General features: G+C 68.4%; 15 protein-coding genes. 4 read left to right on the plus strand and 11 right to left on the minus strand.

Features of this window, described 5'->3' with window-relative positions:
• Positions 1-740: 740 nt before the first annotated feature.
• The 8 genes from I8N68_RS31120 to I8N68_RS31155 all read right to left on the minus strand — a co-directional run bounded on the left by I8N68_RS31120 (position 741) and on the right by I8N68_RS31155 (position 9,627).
• Positions 741-1,634, minus strand: coding sequence for an IS5 family transposase (locus tag I8N68_RS31120; protein ID WP_200216691.1), 894 nt, complete (start codon positions 1,632-1,634; stop codon positions 741-743).
• 795 nt (positions 1,635-2,429) lie between these two features.
• Positions 2,430-2,681: an ABC transporter permease gene (locus tag I8N68_RS31125; RefSeq protein ID WP_200216692.1), complete on the minus strand. Its 252-nt coding sequence runs from the start codon at positions 2,679-2,681 to the stop codon at positions 2,430-2,432.
• 163 nt (positions 2,682-2,844) lie between these two features.
• Complete coding sequence (locus tag I8N68_RS31130) at positions 2,845-4,224, minus strand: MFS transporter (protein ID WP_200216693.1); 1,380 nt, start codon at positions 4,222-4,224, stop codon at positions 2,845-2,847.
• A gap of 154 nt (positions 4,225-4,378) precedes the next feature.
• A complete protein-coding gene (locus tag I8N68_RS31135; RefSeq protein WP_200216694.1) occupies positions 4,379-5,617 on the minus strand; it encodes an ATP-grasp domain-containing protein in 1,239 nt (412 codons plus the stop codon).
• A gap of 117 nt (positions 5,618-5,734) precedes the next feature.
• A complete protein-coding gene (locus I8N68_RS31140) occupies positions 5,735-6,136 on the minus strand; it encodes an ATP-binding cassette domain-containing protein (protein WP_307813048.1) in 402 nt (133 codons plus the stop codon).
• Between the two features lie 89 nt (positions 6,137-6,225).
• Positions 6,226-7,443 carry an ATP-grasp domain-containing protein gene (locus I8N68_RS31145; protein ID WP_200216695.1) on the minus strand — a complete coding sequence of 406 codons (1,218 nt, stop codon included), beginning with the start codon at positions 7,441-7,443 and terminating at the stop codon, positions 6,226-6,228.
• Complete coding sequence (locus I8N68_RS31150; protein ID WP_200216696.1) at positions 7,440-8,654, minus strand: ATP-grasp domain-containing protein; 1,215 nt, start codon at positions 8,652-8,654, stop codon at positions 7,440-7,442. The genes I8N68_RS31145 and I8N68_RS31150 overlap by 4 nt, the downstream gene beginning before the upstream one ends.
• 61 nt (positions 8,655-8,715) lie before the next feature.
• Complete coding sequence (locus I8N68_RS31155) at positions 8,716-9,627, minus strand: diiron oxygenase (protein ID WP_200216697.1); 912 nt, start codon at positions 9,625-9,627, stop codon at positions 8,716-8,718.
• An 89-nt stretch (positions 9,628-9,716) separates the two neighbouring features.
• On the opposite strand from I8N68_RS31155, the gene I8N68_RS31160 reads away from it, so the two are divergent.
• Genes I8N68_RS31160 through I8N68_RS31170 form a run of 3 tightly spaced genes read left to right on the plus strand, consistent with a single transcriptional unit; the run spans position 9,717 to position 12,399 of the window.
• Positions 9,717-11,279, plus strand: coding sequence for a hypothetical protein (locus I8N68_RS31160; RefSeq protein WP_200216698.1), 1,563 nt, complete (start codon positions 9,717-9,719; stop codon positions 11,277-11,279).
• Entirely contained in the window at positions 11,276-11,851 is a 576-nt protein-coding gene (locus I8N68_RS31165) for a hypothetical protein (RefSeq protein WP_234040932.1), read from the plus strand. The genes I8N68_RS31160 and I8N68_RS31165 overlap by 4 nt, the downstream gene beginning before the upstream one ends.
• The gene (locus tag I8N68_RS31170) at positions 11,848-12,399 is read left to right on the plus strand and encodes a dCTP deaminase (protein WP_200216699.1); all 552 of its coding nucleotides are present in this window, start codon (positions 11,848-11,850) and stop codon (positions 12,397-12,399) included. The genes I8N68_RS31165 and I8N68_RS31170 overlap by 4 nt, the downstream gene beginning before the upstream one ends.
• 148 nt (positions 12,400-12,547) lie before the next feature.
• Here the strand turns inward: I8N68_RS31170 and I8N68_RS31175 are convergent, their stop codons facing one another.
• Together I8N68_RS31175 and I8N68_RS31180 are read right to left on the minus strand one after the other, a co-directional pair.
• Positions 12,548-15,055 carry a PEP/pyruvate-binding domain-containing protein gene (locus tag I8N68_RS31175; protein WP_234040933.1) on the minus strand — a complete coding sequence of 836 codons (2,508 nt, stop codon included), beginning with the start codon at positions 15,053-15,055 and terminating at the stop codon, positions 12,548-12,550.
• A gap of 102 nt (positions 15,056-15,157) precedes the next feature.
• Positions 15,158-15,901, minus strand: a complete 744-nt coding sequence (locus I8N68_RS31180; protein WP_200216700.1) for a metallophosphoesterase — start codon at positions 15,899-15,901, stop codon at positions 15,158-15,160.
• A 213-nt stretch (positions 15,902-16,114) separates the two neighbouring features.
• Here I8N68_RS31180 and I8N68_RS31185 point away from each other — a divergent pair, with 213 nt between their 5' ends.
• Positions 16,115-16,636, plus strand: a complete 522-nt coding sequence (locus I8N68_RS31185; RefSeq protein WP_200216701.1) for an HIT family protein — start codon at positions 16,115-16,117, stop codon at positions 16,634-16,636.
• Here the strand turns inward: I8N68_RS31185 and I8N68_RS31190 are convergent.
• A complete protein-coding gene (locus I8N68_RS31190) occupies positions 16,618-17,808 on the minus strand; it encodes an ISAs1 family transposase (RefSeq protein ID WP_267909710.1) in 1,191 nt (396 codons plus the stop codon). The genes I8N68_RS31185 and I8N68_RS31190 overlap by 19 nt on opposite strands.
• Between the last annotated feature and the right edge of the window lie 489 nt (positions 17,809-18,297).

Below are 18,297 nucleotides of genomic sequence, written 5' to 3' on the forward strand. Positions count from 1 at the left end.
CTAACCTGCGGGTTTACGTTTTCGCAGGTCACGGGCGGTGCAGCGTCCCGTTTCACACCGAAGAGGTCACTGGTTCGATCCCAGTATCGCCCACCATCAATATCCGCAGGTAGGAAGCTCGTTGCCGGGAGTCGCCGGTAACGAGCTTTTCTGATATCGCCCCTTACTTTGGGAGCAGTTTGGGAGCAGGGTGCCGAGTGATGCCGACCGGCCGTACCCAGCGACCTTCCGAGCAGGGTTGGGTGTGGGTCCGGTGGGGTCCGGGCTGGTAGGGGAGAAGCAAGATCGGGAAGGTGGCGCCTACGGTGGTGGTCCCCCACTCGTCGAGTCTGGACTGCTGCGTCGTGGAGATCGTCCAAGATGCCGCCGCTGAACCGGCGCTGCGCCTTTCCTTCATCCGTGGCTACATTGGACCTTGTCGCGACGTTGGTGGCGCCGATGCCCCGCCCGGTGGCGCTGACGATGAGGCGGTGGCCCGGGCCGGGGACCGGCATGGGTCGGTCGCGCCGAAATGCTCCGGTTTTCTGGTTCAATCTGGAACGCGCGCCCAGCCCTGAAGGTGAATCCGTGCTGGCGTGATCTTGCCGGCCGATGCAGTCATCGAGCGGGCGATCGCGGCAGACCTGGTCATGCTGAGAGGGCGGCGGCAATCGTGGGGCTGGCGCGGCATCGGTCCGGTGCCCGTCACGCTGCTGCCAGCAGATAGGGAGCATCGGACTAAGGCGTGTTTCATAAGCCGGTCAGAGCCACTCGGTGATGATGGTGATGGTCAGGACGGCTTGGAAGCGGACGGCGAGCTTGTCGTAGCGGGTGGCGACTCCGCGGTGGCGTTTGAGGCGGTTGATGCCGTTCTCGACGGCGTGGCGTAGCCGGTAGAGCTGCGGGTCGAAGGCGGGTGGGCGGCCGCCTTTGGAGCCTTTGGCTTTGCGGTGGGCGTTCTGGTCGGTCTTGCTGGGGATGCAGGCCTTGATCCCGCGTGAGCGGAGGTGGGCGCGGTTGCCGCGGCTGGTGTAGGCCTTGTCGGCCAGGACCAGGTCGGGGCAGGTGCGGGGCCGGCCCACACCGAGGCGGGTCACGCGGATGCGGCGCAGGACGGGGATGAACTGCGGGCTGTCACCACGGTGCCCGGCGGTCACGATCATCGAGAGGACCTTCTGACCCTGCTCGCAGGCCAGGTGAGTCTTGGTGGTCAGCCCGCCACGTGATCGACCCAGCGCGTGGTCGGCTGGCTCGTCGTGCACGCCGCCGGGTGGTTCCTTCTGCAGATGCCCATCGGTACGGGCGCCCGCGGCGTGCTGGTGGGCGCGGCTGGTCATCGAGTCCACGCTCACCGTCCAGCCGATCCGGCCGGTCGCGTCGCCGGCGGCTTGCAACGCGGACAGTATCTTGTCCCAGGTCCCGTCACGTTGCCAGCGGCGGAACAGGCCGTAGACGGTGGGCCAGGGCGCGTACTCAGCCGGGACGTCACGCCACGGGGCACCAATCCGGATCCGCCACCGGATCCCGTCGATGAGCTGTCGCTTCTCCCACTTCGGCGGACGACCCGTCATCGGCGCGGCAGGCAGCAACGGAGCCAGAACAGCCCACTGCCCGTCGGTCAGGTCATGCCGCCTCGTCACCGCTACGCTGGGCACGAGGTCTCCGGTATGAAGTTCTTGCTTGGTCGCAGAACCAGTTACCGGAGACCTCTTCAGTTATCCACCACCGCCACGCCGTGACCTCGACGCTGCCAGCCTGACTTACGAAACACGCCTTAGTTGAGTCGGCCTGGAGCGCGGTGCCGGCATTGCTGCTGGTCCGTTTCTCCAGGCCGCTCGCCGAACCCGCCGTGCGCGTCTCCGCGCAACGGGCTCTCCACGGTTGCTGTCGTCAGGCGTGGTCGGTCGCGGGCCAGGGGCTGGGGATCATGCGCCGGCGGTGGCGGGTCACGGGGATGGCCGCTATCGGTCGGTACTCGGTCCCGTCCGCGTTGATGGGTAGCCACTTGCCGGTTGGCGTGGTGACGGTCAAGTATTTCGGCCAGCCGACGAAGCAGGGGTGACACGGGCGCACCGCTGGGTGGTGGAGCGGGGTCGTCCCGCCCATGGGGCGAGTCGCGTCGGGGGGAAACTGGTGGTCGGGGTACGCCGCCGACGGCCGGTCTTTCCCCCGCCCCGTGCCGCTCCCGGCGGCCGGCGAGGTGTGCCGGCGGCCGAGCGAGCGGCGGCAGGAACCGAAGGGCGTCGATCGGTTCCGGGAGCGGGACCTGCCCGTCGCCCCCGTTGATCCCTGCTGGCCGACGGGAAGCGCTCAGGACCCTGTGGCCGTACCGAGTCGCAGGCTCGCTCAACTACTGGTGGAAGCGAGCCTGCGTCACCCGCCGCGACGGCCCTGGGGGGTCGGTGCAGCGGCACTCCGGGAGGGGCCGGCACCGACCGGGACGTGGCACCTCACGCGCTGATGTCCAGGCTCGCGTCAGCCCTTGCTTGGCGGGCGAACACCTGCAACAGCACGCAGGCGATGACGGTACAGGCCACGCCGATCGCCAGCTCCCGCAGCCAGTCGCCGGTCGCGACGCTCCGGCCGGCAAGGACGTCCCGCACCGCGCGTAGGCCGTGGGTCAGCGGCATGAAATCGCCGACCACGCGCGTCGCGGCCGGGGTCTCCGCGGTGGACAGGTTGATACCGCAGAACAGCAGCATCGCGAAGACCAGGATGTTGGGCAGGAAGAAGGCGTAACGCAGATAGAGGTCGATCGAGCCGCAGCGCGCTGCACGAGGCGGAGACCAGCGAGGCGCCGGCGACCGGCCCTTGCGGGCCGAGGTCCGCGCGGCCAGGCGGACGGGCCGAGCGACCGCCCGGAAATCACGGGACCGCTGGCGTTGTCTCGCGAGCTCGGACCGCGATCGCCCAGCGGGTGGCACGTGGAACGGCCAGTCCCGTCACGGTGATGCCGAGGCCGAGCAGGATCCAGGCCGTTGGGCCGTGCGAGACAATCGCGCCCATGAGCAGGGGAGCTGCGATCTGTTGAATGCTGAGGCCCAGCCAGAAGACAGAGAGGTAGGCGCTGTGCTGATTCTCCCTGGCAAGCTCGAAGGACAGTCCCCACCCGGCCGCTGACTGGTACAGCTCGCCCGCGGTCAGGGCCACCATGGCAACGACCAGCACCGCCACCGCGACCCAGGTGGGGAGCGGGGGAAGAGTCGCCAGCAGTACGCAGCAGACCGCCAACGCGATGCCGGCACGGCGCATGGACATGGCCGCCCCTGTGGGTGTCTCCGAGCCTCGGCTGAAGCGAACCTGGAGAACGACGGCCAGGATCGTGTTGACCGCGAGCAGAGGAGCGACGACCGCCCTGGGTGCGTTGGTGTTGGTCGTGATCCACAGCGGGATGCCGATGCTGAGCAGCGGCATGTGGAGCGTCATCACGGAGTTCATGGCGGCGAGGGTCGCGTACGGCAGGTCGCGCAGCACTCGGAAGAAGATGGTGCGCTTCACGGCCGAAGTGGTGGCCCGCGCCTTCCGCGGTAGGCGCATCACGATGACGGCCATGCCGGCGAAGGAGAGGCCATTGACCATCAGGACCGCGGTGTACGCCCAACGGCTGTCGACGGCCAAGGCGACGCTACCCAGCATCGCACCGAGCGTGAAGCCGACATTGCGCAGCGAGCGCATCACCGCCATGGCGCGCACGCGATCATTGTCGGCTACCACCTGACCGACGAGCGCCTGCACGATGGGCCCCGAAGGCCTGTCGACCAGGGCCAGGATGCATACCACGGCCAGGAAGCTCGTGGCCCCGGTCACCCATGCGTACGCGGTGTAGCACAACGCCCGCCAGATGGTGAGCACCACCAGCACCCGGCGCGGCCCGAACCGGTCTGCGATGCCGCCGATGGGGATCGTGGTCAGCAGGGCGATCGCACCGCTGAGCGCCAGGCCCAGCGAGACGACACTCACCGACAGGCCGACGGCCCGGGTGAGGAAGATGACCGACACCGCAAGAAAGGCACCCGTACCGGTGGAGTCGATGAGCGCCATGAGCGCCAGCTGCCGCCCGACGCGCCCGGTCGGCAGCGTGTCGGCCAGCCGCTGCCACCTCCGTCTACGGCCGGGAGTGGTCGGTGGTTCGTCCACGGAGTCACGCCCGCTGCCGATCAGCGCGGTGTTCCCGGCCTGCGACTGGTGGGCGTCGGGCTCGCTGTCCAGCTGCGGCGAGCGGCGGCCGTTGAAGTGAGCGGTCATGAGCCCGACGGCCTACGTCGAACCAACCACATGTGGGCGGTCGCCGTAGGTGACGCCAGCATGTCACCGCCGGCCTGGTCGGTTTCAATGAGACGTAAATCTGCAGAGCCCACGCCGTCTCCTCGTTGGTACGGGCTGGTGCTACCGGAGTCGCTCAGGTCGTTCGGATCCGTACGAGATTGGCGGCTGCTTCGGCCCGCGACGAGGCCTCCGACGGGGTCCCCCCGAGCGCTATGACGTGCCCGGATCGTTCCCATGAGCTGCGCGCCGGAGTCACCCGGTCGCCCGGTTTCACCTTCACGATGCACCGGACGACTCCAGCCGAACCCTCAGCAAGGCCTGCGCCTTCCACCGCGTAGACGACGCCAGGTGGCACTGACAGGAACCGGATGGCCGCGGCGGCCTGTGCTCGGCGCGGCAGACACAGCTCCTGCCCGGCCAGCAGTCGCAGGAGCGCAGCCGAGAGATCGGTACCGTAGGCATGGTCGATCAGATCTACGATCGAGTCGCCCGGTAGGCGCCCCGCGCACTCGACGAGCACCGGCTCGCCGTCGGCGACGATCCACTCGGCGTGCAGAACTCCCGTGTCGTAGCCGATCGCCTCGGCCAGGGCCTCCGTCGCGGCGACCAGCTTCGCCCCGAGGGTGTCGCTGATCGGGGCGGGCACGGTGTGGCCGAGCTCCACCGGGTACCGCCCGGCCTGAACCGCCTTGCCGGTGGTGTTGCCGAAGACCGTCCGTCCCCGGTCCACGAGCAGTTCCACGCTGAATTCCTCGCCGACCACCAGGTCCTCGACCATGAACCGCCAACGGGGCGGCTCGTCGGGGATCAGCGTCTGCTCGTCTGCGGCGACGGTCTCTGCCCACGCGCTGTCCAGGTCGTCGCCGGCGGAGAGGATCTGTACGCCCAGGCTGGCCTGCCTGTTCGCCGGTTTGAGCACGATCCGGTCCGCTCCGGCCGCGAACGCCGCAATCTGCCGGGCATCGTGGACCTCCTGCCAGCGCGGATTGGCGATGCCATCCTCCTGCGCGCGGGCACGCAGGAGCAGTTTGTCGCGCAACAGCCGGGCGGCGTCGGTTCCGGCGCCGCGCAGGCCCAGCCGCTCGGCCGCCCGGGCTGCCTCGACCACCGTGTACTCAAGCCCTGGAGACACGGCGTCGAACGGGTCGTTCTTGTGCTCCGCGACGATGGCTTCGACCATGTCGTCGGACGAGACATAGCGCGCCGCGACGACTTTGGTGATCATCGGATAGTCGGCCGCGCGCTCGTCCACTCGCCTCTTGCGGCAGACGTCCGGGTCCTCGAAGACGACAACTTCCAGGCCCAGTTCGGCAGCCGATCGCGCGAGTGCCTTGGCTCGGCCTTCACCAAATCCAACCAGTGCGAGCCGCAATGTCTGCCTCCTGCAGGTGCATCCTTCCCGGGGGCTGGAGGAAAGCCGCACGGGAAAGGCTGCTTGGTTACCTCTTACTCGTATATCCGCGAAGCGGTGGCAAGTCGGATAAAGACCCTAGACGCCGATGGCGTAATGTGGCCGGTCCATCGCGGACCGTGGCAGTGTCAGGCGCTCAGGAATGCACATCAGTGGCCCCTCCGTCGCGGCACCTCCACCATGGACGAGACGCGACCCGGAACAGGCATCACGCCTAGGGGTCCTGGGCTGTGGCATGCGAGGGACCTTAACAGACCGTTTTACACCCCGTGGTCCCGCTTGGGTGCCTGGTAGCAGCGTGGTCAGCATCATCTTGATCGTGGTCGTCCTCCCCGCCCCGTTAGGGCCGAGGATCCCGGAGAACTCGCCTCGGGCGACGTCGAACGAGATTCCGTCGACAGCTCGCCGGGCGCGATCGCCGCGGCCATGGACCCGGACGAGATCTCGTACCTCGATGCCGACAACTTCATGCCTCTGCACCTTTGTTCGCTAACGGGCCCGTGACGCCTGTCGTATGTCAGCTTCTGCACCAGATCCCGGCCGGATCGACCGCTCCGGGCCGCAACCGCTCACCCGGCGGGCGATCCCGCCGCGACGGCAGCCTTCAGCCGGGCGGCCTTCGCCACGAAGTCGGCCGGACTGTCGGCATGCACGATGAACCGGTGGGCGTAGTCCGTGCTGTGCTGTGGCACACGGTCCTTACCGCCGGCGTCCGGACAGTGCTCCTGCTCCACGACTCCGAGCTCGGCGCACTCCTGTGCCGTCAGCTCCACCGGCTCCGGGCCGCCGGGATAGATCCCGACCCGGCCCCACACGGACTTCTGCGCCGCCGGCACCGGCCGATGGGCGGTCGGCACCGCGAGGCCGGCCTCGATGCGGATCGCCGCCTCCCTGATGTGCACGCCGTCCCTGTGCAGGATCATGCGGTCGATCCCGCCGCCACCGGGGCGCGCCGCGATCTCGCAGAACACCAGCTCACCCCCCTCGGACGTGTGGAAGACCTCCAGGTGGGTCACGCCGGACCTCAGCCCGAGGGCGGCGACCACCCGGCCGTGCAGGTCGACGATCCGCTGGGCCAGTTCGCCGGCCGGTAGCAGGTAGCTCCCCGCGGTCGCGCCGGGAGCGAAGTGGCCCGGCCGTACGAGATATCGACCGACACTGGCATGGAGCAGCGCGCCATCCTGGACGACACCGTCACAGTGGTACATGTCCCCGGTGATGAACTGTTCGATCTGGTACTCGCCGGCGCCCGTTCCGAGGGCGTGCCACACCTCCCGCGCGGCGGCCAGGGAGTCGACGACGTGCGCCTGCCGCGAGCCGAGTCCGGCGCGCGGCTTGATGACGTGGCGGCCCACGCTCCAGTCGACCGCGGCCAGGTCATCCTCGCCGTCGAGCGCCCGGAAGTCGGGGACGGTCACGCCGTGAGCGCGCACCGCGGTCTTCATCCGGATCTTGTCCCGGAAGAGCAGCGCGGTGTCGAGCTGGAGTCCGGGCAGCCCATGGGCGGTCCGCAGCCGTGCCGCCATCATGACCATCTTCTCGTGCAGCGCCACGATGCCCTGGATGCCGTTCGTTCTGACGATCCAGTCGCAGGTGCTCTCCACGCGCTCGTCGATGGCGAAGTCGCACACGGTGGTGTGCCGGAAGGTGCGGGAGTCGAGCCGTTCCACCAGCCACGGATTGGTGACCAGATGCGGCTCCACCTCGGCGAGCGGCACCAGGCAGCGTTCCCCGTCGAAGAGCGTGCGGTGGGGATTGCGGTTGATGATCAGCAGCGGACGCCTCATCGTGACCCCCCGACCGGCCGGGTGACGACCTGGATGCCAGCGGCCAGCGTGCGCGCGGCGGCGAGGACCCGCGACGCATCGGCGCCGGAGGCACTCGCGCTGCCCACCCGCGCCGACGAACTCGTCAAGGCGGTGACGCTGTCGCCCACCCCCACGAGCGCGCATACCGCCTCCACGGTCGCGTCCGGGAACGTCAGCTCCGGCAGGGCGACCGATTCCACCACGCCCTCCGGCGCGGTCGCGAAGGCGACCGCGGCGGCAGCCGCGGCAGGGCGCGGCCGGGGATCAGGTCCGCCGAGACCGACCTGCCAGCCCAGGCCCCAGCGCAGCAGGTCGATTCCGGTGGTGAGGCGGACGAGGTCGGCGATGCCGTCACCGCCGATCCGGTTGTGCGACTCGATGATCTTGATGCCGCCGGGGGCCAACTTGAACTCGGTGTGCGCGGGCCCGTTGGCGAGGCCGACGACGTCGAGGAACTCGATCAGCTGATCGCGAACGACCGGATTCGTCGAGATGTCCAGCGAGGGCGCGGGCACGACATGTGCCACCTCGACGAACGACGCGGTGGTGTGCTTTTCGACGATCGCGACGATCTGATGCGTGCCGTCGACACTGAAGCTCTCCGCGCTGTATTCCTGGCCCGGGAGATACTCCTCCAGTATCCGGCGGGCGGGATCCCCCTGCTCGCGGAGGTCGTCAACACTCTCCACCAGGACGACGCCTCGGCTGCCCGAACTGGCTCGGGGCTTGAGGATCGCCGCGCCACCGCCCCACCGGGAGAAGACCTCAACGGCCTGGTCGACGCTCGCGGGTGCGGCCGCTCGGACCGTGAGGTGCGGCGCCTTGAGTTCGAGCAGCTCCCGCATCCTCGCCTTGTCCCGGAGGGTCTCCGCGACCTCCGGCGGGGTTCCGACCAGTCCCAGGTGCCGGCCGGCCACGGCCGCCGGTACGAGTCCGTCCTCGCGCATGCTGACCACGGCGTCGGGCCGCAGTGGACGGAGCACCTGGTTGACGAAGTCCAGGAAGGAGTCTGCCGTGTAGTCGGCGGTGTAGTAGGTCGATCGCAGTGAGTTCGGCTCGACGTACTGCTCCACGGCTCCGCCCGGCTGCTGGACGTGGATGAGCCGGCATCCGAGTTGCCTTGCGAGAGCAGCGGTCTGCCCACTCGTACCCAGCACGACGAGTTGCCGGTCGTGAGGAGGCTTCGACATTCAGCGGATTCCAATCGCAGTCACGCATGACGCTCGCCGTCATGCGTCTCCCAAGGGGATGTCAGGGGTGCAGAAGTCCTGCTGCCGCGAAGCCCTCTCGTGCTCCTGGCAGGTCCAGCACGCCGTGATTCTCCAGAATTCCGATGGTCCGTCCGGCTGCCGACCTGATGCCGGCGCTCACCGACTCGCGGTCGTAGGACTCGGCGATGATCGACCTGGTGACCGTCGACGAGAAGCCGGCCGCGTTGAGCGCGGTCGATGCGGAAAGCGTCGCTGGTTGCAGTGACCTGACGATGAGATCGGGCAGGAACGCGGCGACCAGCCGCCTGTCACTCAGCTCGAGTTGGCCCCAGAGGTGGCCGAAGAACTCCGCGAAGTAGACGTGGTGCCGCCCCTCGTCTATGGCATGGTCACGAGCGATCTCCCGCACCAGCGAAACGACGTTGGGATCCTTCGGAATGTCGACGAGCAGGCCGGTGATGAGCGTTTCGAAGACGAAGACCTGGATCAACTGGACCAGCCGCCGATGCTGCGGATGGTCGTCACCGATTCGGTCGAGGTTGACGAGGAATGGCTGGAAGTCGTAAGGCAACGCCTCGATCCCGGAACGTGCCTGGATCTGCTCGACTGCGTCGAAGCTGTAGAGCGCGTGGTAGCTCTCGTCGACGAGGATCTTGTAGGCGTCCATGCGTACGCCGCCGGGCACCTCGATGCCACTCTCGCGCTCGGCGATCAGCTTGGACGCCCGGCAGACGACTGCCAGTTCGAACGCCGTCGTGAAGCCCATCCAATGGTACATGTGCTGGGCCAGCAGGTACCGCTTGAGCACCTCGTCGGTCTCGGCCACGGCGGGATGGGCCAGGTGCGCCACCAGATGTCGGGGAAAGAAGTCCTTGAGGATGTCGTCGTCCTCGGGGATCGTCCGGCGCGGACTCGCGCGTACCCCCGACTTCTCGTGCCAGGAGTCGAACACTCCAAGTTTGGTTGAGGCATGGACCACCGCTTACCCCCAGCCTTCGTAGCTTCGCCCGCATGACAACAGCGAGCGTCAACCCCACCCCCGTGAGGCGGCGCAAGTGCGGCACAACGGCGCTCTGGACGAAGCCCCGGCAATGGACGCGGTGCATCGCGAGCAGACCCCCGTGGATCATCGATGATGATGACATCCGACGCGGACCTGAGTCAACCACGCATTTCGGTTTCGGGTCGGCCGGGCGTCGGCGTCCTGATCGCGCCCGGCATTGGGCGACGTATCCGCTGGCGGCGATGCGAGGGACCACCCACACTGCGGCCAACAGTTATGCTGGCCGCGCTTCGAGCCGGCCCAGGAGTGTCGCGACCGGCTCTTTCACGGGGCTGTCGGGAGACGCGTTGAATCAGCACTCAGTTGAGCGGGAACGGCTGCCGGTGCGCCGGCTGCTCGTCCTGGCGGATCCGGCGTTCCAGTACTCACTGGTGCCTCGCAGGCTGTTGCCGGTCGTCGTGATCGGCCTGCCGGTCGACGACGACGGTGGCGACCGGGCCGTCGAATACCTTCGGCCGGCGGACACGGCGTCCGCGTCGGTCAGGATGTCGGCCGCGGGCGCCGCCCCGATCAGGGTCGGCGGCGATGCCGCACTGCCGACCTGGCAGGGATGCTCGATCTCGGCGCCGCTGGCGGCGCGGCTCGCACCACTGTGGCCGGACGGCGCGGCCCACGAACACATCGGATCCCTGTCGCCGGTGGTGGTGCTCCGGCTCCACGACGCCCAGGAGCGGACGAGGGTCGAGGTGCTGGCCTGTACCCGACTCCGCGAGGTCGGTGCGGTGTTCGGGAAGGTGGCCGAGTGGACGGTTCCCGCGACGACCCCAAAGGACGAGGTGGTGGCGGCCGGGCTGGAGTCGGCTCGGCAGCTGCGTGAACACGTGGCCGTCGAGAACCACGTCTTCCGCAATCTCGTACCCGGTATCGAGATCGAGAACAAGATCACCATGCACGGGGACGTGTCGATCTGGCGGATGGCCTCGGAAATCGCCGCCCTGGTCGGCAGCCCTGCGTTCCCGGGCTTCATTCCGGACGTCGGCAACGAGGTGCAGCGCTGGGAGGTCTTCCAGCACACCTTCGAGGTGCTGAGCCCGTCGGACGAGGTCGGCTACATCGCCTTCCAGGAGCAGCCCTCCGGGGCCTTCATGCTCAAGCACAAGACGTTCGCCGAAGACACGCAGCAGCGTGTGGAGACGTTCCGGCACAACCTCACGGTGCCGGGCAGGGACTTCGCCGCCTTCCTCGCCGCCGAGTACCCGCACCTCACCGTGCGAGAGCTGCGCACCTTCAGCCGGACCCGATTCGACGTCAACCTGGAGTCGAGCGCGACCGGCCACTTCTTCGGCATCGAGATCGACGAGGTGCGCACGACGGGTGATGAGCACGTCCTGCGGCAGGCCGAGGTCGCCTATCACCGGTCCCGGATCCACAGCGGGCTCGACGCCGCGACCATCGAACCGGAACTCGAGCGCCTCACGCGCCTGGTCGACGGCTACCTCGCTGACAACCACGTGGAGCGCGAGCGGACGTTCTATTCGAAGCTGTCGTTCCTGCGTGACATCGACAACCTGAGCGGAGCCGGGGCCATCCAGGGCAGTTGACCGGCAGGCAGGACATTCACGGGGAGATCGAAGCAATGCGCATTTCCATCATCGGTCTGGCAGGGTGCGGCAAGTCGACGTCGGCGGCCCTGGTCAAGGAGTTCGCGGACGAACTCGGCCTGACGTGCGCCACCGTCAAACTCGCCAAACCGCTGTACGACCTCCAGACTCAGGTCTACCGGGCGGCCGGGGTGGACCTGCCGGCCGGGGCGCAGGACCAGGTCCTGATGGAGGCGCTGGCAGACGCGATGCGCCGGATCAGGCCCGAATCCCTGGCCGACGACTTCCTCGTCCGGCTGGCCGCCACGGAAGCCGACGTCGTCGTCAACGACGACCTTCGCGATCCGTTCGTCGATGCCAGGATCCTGCGGGCGAACGTCTTCCGGGTGCTCCGGGTGACCGCGACACCGGAAGTGCGGGAGAAGAGACTGGCCGGGCGGGGCGACCCGAGCCGGGCGGACCGCTCGACGGGCAATCTCGACCTGATCGAGCCAGACGTCGTGCTCGACAACAGTGGTCGTCTCGAAGAGCACCGCGAGGCTCTTCGCCGCGTCGTGCGGAGCTGGCTGTGATCCTCACCGGCCGGGAGATCCACCGCGAGGTCCTCGCGGGACGCATCCACATCGATGACTTCGACGCCGAGCGTCTGGAGCCCAACAGCTACGGGTTCCGGCTAGCCCGGGAGATCATCTCCTACGAGCCGGAGGTGATCGATTCGCGGTCGCCGATCCCCTCGCAGACCACGATCATGGACGACGCCGGGATGGTGCTCATGCCGGGGCGGTTCTACCTCGGCGGCACCATGGAAGCGATGGGAAGCCCGCACTACGCGACGACGCTGTACGCATGCCGGTCGGTGTCGACGCTCGGTGTCTGGATCCAGTTCTCGGCGCCGTTGGGACACAGCGGCGCCATCTTCCCCTGGACGTTGGAGATCGCGGTCGCCGCGCCGGTCCGACTCTCTCCTGGCATGATCATCGGCAAGCTGGCGTTCTGGGCCATGCAGGGTGACCGCTCGGAGTACTCGGGCAAGTACAGCGGCTCGGCCTCCGCTGTGCCCTCCCGGCTGAGCCTGGACGCCGTGCCGCGCGCGATCGAGACTCAGTCGCCGCGACGCTGAGGCGCAACCGTCCACCTGGTCGCTGGCCCACCCCGGCTCGGACAGCCCGGCTCCTGAGGGTGGTGACGGAACCGGGCGAGGGGGTCGAGGTCGCTCCTCGCGAAGCGACCTCGACACCCTCGACCGGCCCCGCTCTCCGGGACCGGGCCTATTCGTCGGTGTCGGCGGCGATCCCACGCGGAACGCCGGCGACGGTGCCGTCGCTGATGATCACTTCACCCTCGGCGGCGAGCCGGGCCACCGCCACCGCCGGGACGCCGGACTCCCGCAACAGTATGGGCAGGTGACCGAGGATCGACCCCTGCTCGAACACGAAGCCCGCGACGTGCCCGATCAGGACGGACAGGATGGCGTACGGCCTGCTGGCATGGATGATCGGGGGTTCGGGAAGCCCCAGGACCTTGTCCACGATCTTGGCCATGCCGTCACTGACCGCCTCGCTGGCGGATCGTTCGATGCTGACCGCGGGACCGATCGACAGCCTGCTCAGGAGCTCATCGTCCTTTAGACGGAGCAGCAGGCCACGGGCGGTGCCCGGCGAGATCATCACCGCGTCCCCCGAGGGCGCCATAACCTGGTCGTCCCCGATCACCGAGTAGTCGACAAAGTAGGGCTCACCGGCGTGGAGCACCCACTCCACGGTGACCGGGCCGTGTTTGGCGTGCAGCGCGCGGGTCAGCCGAGCCAGTGTCGGCAGGTGCGGCAGCAGAGGCTCGGCGCCGGGAACTGCCGTCACATCGCCGGGTGCGTCGAACGACTGCTCCTGATCGCGGACGACGATGGTCCGGCCGCCGGCGGTCCCGCGGTTGAGCGCCATGAGGCCGTCGGCCGTGAACTCCACCACCAGTGCGGACCCGGACAGACGAGAGATCATCCCCAACTCGCCGCGGAAGTAGTCGCGGATGATGGCGGCCCGCAACTCGGTGTCACCAGGCCGCGCACCGGACAGCTCGGCCAGCCGGCGCACGACTTCATGCTTGGGCAACACGATCTGCCGCAGCTGGTCGCCGAGATCCAGCACGCATTCGGTGGCGCGACCGGTCTCCAGCACCCCTCGCAGTTCGGTGGCGGTCACCTCGTCGTTCAGGCCACGCCCGTTGAACTGCACCACCCAGCCGGCTCCGGTGCTGGCACCGTTGGCGGCCGCCATCCGGTAGGCGTGCCCCCGCTTGGCCACGTAACGGCCGTAGACCCGGGCCACGTCGCCGAGATGGAACGTGGGCGGTACGTCCTCCAGATACATCCGGACCGCTTGGACCACGGGCGTCGCCGTGGCGCGCGTGCGGTCCAGGGTCGCGGTGAGCGGACGCACCTGGATCAGGTGCACTCCTCGATCGTCGGCCGCCCACTCGACGTCGACATGGTGCTCGCGCCGGTGCCGCAGCGCCCGGGTGAGCGTGACCACCTGTGACAGAACGGAGTCGGGCGCATCGGCGAGCGCGTCGGAGGTCGTCCTGACCGGTGTGACGACGCCGGCGACAAGCCGGTCCGCCAGGCCTTCGACATGTTCGATCACCACCCGGTCCGGCGCGTCGGCGTCCAGTCCGGTGAACGCCACACCGGCGACGGTGGGCTGCACCATGGACTGCACGATGACCGCCAGCCTCGGCGAGGCGTCGTGATTGCCCGCGCGGAGTCGCGCGGCGACGGCGGGAGCGTCGTAGTAGGACGCCCAGCACTGCTCGATGGCGGCGACGACCTCGTCGAGGGTGCTCGCGTTGAGCACACTGTGATGCACGCCGGCGAGGCTGCCGGCCTTGGCGTCCTCGTCCAGCCCCGAGGACCTGACCGCGACGCGGAGCTCGGCGGCGTCGCCGAAGGACTCCTTCAGCCGCGCCCTGAGCAGGGAGTGCGCTGACTGCGGGAAGTGGATCTGGGCGCCGATCTCCTGGATCCGCGCGAGCGACTCCGTGTAGAACGCCCCCACGGTGGCGCGCAGATCGGCGAATGCCTCATCCAGGGCCGCGGACTGCTCGGCGGAGAGCGCGTTCGCGAATTCGTCCGCCGGTATGCAGAACGCGGGCGGCACGGAGAATTCCCGGCTGCTGGACGCGAGCGCGGCGAACTTCGGGCCGACCTGGGCGACGGAGATGCTCGCGCCGAGGCCCGGGAAGCGCTGCCGGGCGATCTGCTTGTCGTAGTCGATATGGATGTCGCTGGACCGGGGCCCCGTCGCACCCTGGTATTTCCCGTGATAGAGCTCGACGTCGCCCTGGGGCCTCCACCACATCATCTGGCCGATGGTGAGGCCGACGTAGACGCGAATCCGGTTCAGCGTGTAGAGCTGGAGGGTCCATTGACCCTTGTAGCCGATGTCACCGAGGCTCGCGGAAAGGTTGATGAACATGCCGAGCCGGGCCACGGAGGACCGGGCGGCGAAGGTGGGCGCGTAGTGGTCGCTGCCGAGCACCTCGATCGTGTGTGCGAGATAGAGTTTCCCCGGCTCGAGCACGTAGCCATCGTCCGGAATCTCGATCTCGACGAATTCGTTGGGGCTTCGGGGACTCAACGTCTCGCCGGAGTAGACCCGCAACGTCCTGCCGAGCCTGAAATTGTAGCTGTTCGGATTGACCTGCTCGGGCACGAACGGCTCAATGGTAATTCGGCCGTTCGCCCATTCCTTTTCGATTTCGCTGCCGGTCAGAATCACGTACATCCCCCGATTTGAAGCACGACTGGCGGGTCGGTTGTGCGCACCGGCCGACACTCTACCGGTGTCGTCGGATTCTGGGGACCCCGTGGATCGCCGGCAATGAGATCACGCGGCGGTGCTGCGGAAGTGACTCGTCAATTGGCCGTCATCTACCACGTGGAACACCACGCCGGGCACGTCGTCGCGGTCGAAGGTGTTCGACCAGACGAGCTCGTCCGTCGTGGTCCACGGCAGGCGGGTCGTGGAGAAGACGCCGGGTGCGGCGATCATCGGCAGGCCGGCGAAGGTCGTCGCCGCGGCGGCGTGGGCGTGTCCGCAGAGGACCGCGAGGGCGCTGGACGACGCCCTGAGCACCGCCGCGAGGTCATCGGGGTTGCGCAGCCGGATGCTGTCGAGGAGCGGGTGGTTCAACCGGACCGGATGGTGGTGCAGGCAGACGAGGACCGGTTCCTCGGCCCCGGCGAGCACTCCTTCCAGCCAGTCGAGGGTCTCGGCCGCGAGCAGGCCCTCGTCCTCGCCGGGAATCGTGGAGTCGCACAGGGCGAACAGCAGGCCACCGACCCGGTGCACCTGATTGATCGGCGCCGTCCCGTCACCGCCCAGCAGCACCTTGCGGTAGGCGGCCCGGTCGTCGTGGTTGCCGGGCAGCAGCAGGACCGGGACGTCCGCCACCAGCTCGGCCCTGGCCTGCTCGTATTCCTTGACATCGCCGTGGTCGGTGAGGTCGCCGGTGACCAGGATGACGTCGACGCCGCAACCACGCAGGCAGGCCATGACCTGCCGCGAGCGGGCCAGCGCGCGCTCTGTGCCGTCGAAGTGGGTGTCGCTCAGATGGGCGATGATCGTCATGCGTCACATCATTGTCACCGCCAGCCGTGGGGGCAACCAGTCGACCGACGCGCGGGCGGCTGCGCGGTGTGGTGACGATTCGGATCCCGGAGCACCCGGAAAATGGCGGGGCCGAATCCGTCGCGGCCCGCCGCAGCCCGTCGGTGATGTGCCGCCGGCGCGCGGCGACGGCGGCGGCTGACAAATGGTCAATCCCGCGGGTATCATTCCTCGGTGCACAATCACGAGCCAGCCGGATACGACTGCCCCTGTTGTGGAATCGTGGTCGGGCGATACAACAACCTGTCCAGCCCGGCGACCGTGGTGTGGCGCTCGTCCGAGGCGGTCGCCTTCATCTCGCCGCGCATGTGGCCCGCGAACCTGGGCCACGTCCTGGTTGTGCCGACCGAGCATCACGAGAATCTGTACGACCTCCCACGAGCGCAGGGTCACGCGGTATTCGACCTGTCCCAGCAGATTGCCCGAGCCATCCGGGAAACGTATCCCGGGTGCACAGGCACGTCGACCCGGCAGCACAACGAACCCGACGGTCACCAGGACGTATGGCACTTCCACCAACACGTTTTTCCCCGGTACAACAAGGACAGGCTCTACGCCACACTGCCCCGGCCCGGCTACGCGCCGCTCGACGAGCAGATTCCCTACGCGCGGCGGCTGCGCGGCTACCTCGAGGAGACCTTGACAGGGTCGAGTGCCGTGGGCGTTCGGACCCAGGGTCATTGCGTAGTTGGGTAACTGCTGGTCACGGTGGTGATGAGGTCGTGGGGGCGGCGGTTGGCGCGTCGGGTGGCTCTGGCGATGTTGGTCTGGCCGTTGCCGCAGTGGAATCCGATGGCGGTGTTGCGGAGGACCGCTGCGACGGCGGGTCCGTTGCCGGTTCGGGCTCGGTGGGCGTCTTCGTGGAAGGTCACGTCGCGGACCCAGTGCATCCGGTTCTCGATGTGCCCTTCCAGGCGGGCCCATTCCTGCAGGTCAGCAGGTTGGGCGTGGGCGGCGGGCAGTGACGCCACCAGATAGACGGTCTCTCGTGTGCGCTTGCCGGCCACGGCGCGGGTGCGGGTGATCCGGACGGCCTGCTGGGCGTGGGGAAGGCCGATGCCACCGGGAGTCTGCACGGTCAACGCCTTGACCGTCCGGGTCTCGCGGCGGCCGTGTCCGGTGTCGCGGTGTTGGTCCCCGACCGGCACCTGCGCCCAGGGCAGCTGCTTGAGCTGGGCGAACAAGGTCGGCTGGTTGGCCTTGACCGACGCGTACAGGTGCCCGCCGGCAGCGGCGACGGCCCGGCCGTGGGCGACCTGCGTATGCAGCGCGTCCGCGACGATCACCACGCCCGCCAGGCCGCCCAGCCGCGCCTTGACCTGCTCCAGCAGCGGAGCGAACGCAGGAATCTCGTTCGACTTCGCCGCAACCTGGACCTGCGCCAGGACCACACCGGTCGACGTGTCGTAGGCCGACATCAGATGGACCCGCCCCTCGGGCAGGACAGCGCCCCGCACCACCTTGCCGTCAACGGCGATGACCCGCCTGGTCGGCGGCGGCGCCGACAGCCGGGAACACAGCCAGTCGGCCAGGACCGCCATCAACGTCTGCGCGTCGACGCGGACCAGCAACCGCCACACCGTGGTCAGCACCGGCACCCGACCGGTGAACCCGAGCCGACCCCACGCCGACGCATCGAGATCATCAACCCAGTCGCCGATCGCGGCGAACGTGCTCGCCCCGGCCATCACCGCGCACACCGTCACCGCGAGCACACTCGCCAAGGGGTACCGGACCCCTCGCGGGTCACGCGGGTCAGGAACCCGCGCCAAGGCCTCCAACAGGCCATACGACTCCCGGCCGGCGGGCGTGGTGCCGGACGGGGCAGGGGCGTGCTGACGGATCACGTCGATCAGCGATGATGACATGCGCGGGTGTGGTCCTTATCGGTGTCATGTTGTCTCAGCAACTCCATGATCACCGACGGGCCGCACCCGTCCCACGTCACCCTCCACACAGGCCGTGACACCGCATACGCCCAGGTCAGACGCACCTGAATCGACTACGCAAAGACCCTGGGGTCGAACGTCATGTAGTGATGCTTGAAGTGCCCGGCAACCAGACCACCCCGTCCGGAGTCCATTGACCTGCCAACCGACCAGGCCGGGGCTGGCCCGATGAATGTTTACAGCATGCTGACCCGATTGCCACGCCTGGGTGGTCTGCGCTGGCTCTGGTCAACCGCCAGTTCACCGCCACCGGGCGCAATCGGTTCTGGATCACAGACGCCACCCGCATCCCCTGCGGCGAGGGTGTGTTCTGGCTGGCCGCCGACCCCGATACGGTCTCCCGCCGAATCGTCGGGACGGAATCCCTCCGACCGCTGCGAACCCTGCCCTGTCGCAGCCGGGAGTCAG

This window comes from Micromonospora coerulea (assembly GCF_016598485.1).
Lineage (GTDB): Bacteria > Actinomycetota > Actinomycetes > Mycobacteriales > Micromonosporaceae > Micromonospora > Micromonospora coerulea.

Bases quoted from the DNA above. Each gene is read 5' to 3' on its own strand.
- I8N68_RS31175 (WP_234040933.1), bottom strand. From the start codon at position 15,055: ATGTACGTGATTCTGACCGGCAGCGAAATCGAAAAGGAATGGGCGAAC.
- I8N68_RS31145 (WP_200216695.1), bottom strand. From the start codon at position 7,443: ATGAGGCGTCCGCTGCTGATCATCAACCGCAATCCCCACCGCACGCTC.
- I8N68_RS31190 (WP_267909710.1), bottom strand. From the start codon at position 17,808: ATGTCATCATCGCTGATCGACGTGATCCGTCAGCACGCCCCTGCCCCG.
- I8N68_RS31125 (WP_200216692.1), bottom strand. From the start codon at position 2,681: ATGCTGCTGTTCTGCGGTATCAACCTGTCCACCGCGGAGACCCCGGCC.
- I8N68_RS31180 (WP_200216700.1), bottom strand. From the start codon at position 15,901: ATGACGATCATCGCCCATCTGAGCGACACCCACTTCGACGGCACAGAG.
- I8N68_RS31130 (WP_200216693.1), bottom strand. From the start codon at position 4,224: ATGACCGCTCACTTCAACGGCCGCCGCTCGCCGCAGCTGGACAGCGAG.
- I8N68_RS31150 (WP_200216696.1), bottom strand. From the start codon at position 8,654: ATGTCGAAGCCTCCTCACGACCGGCAACTCGTCGTGCTGGGTACGAGT.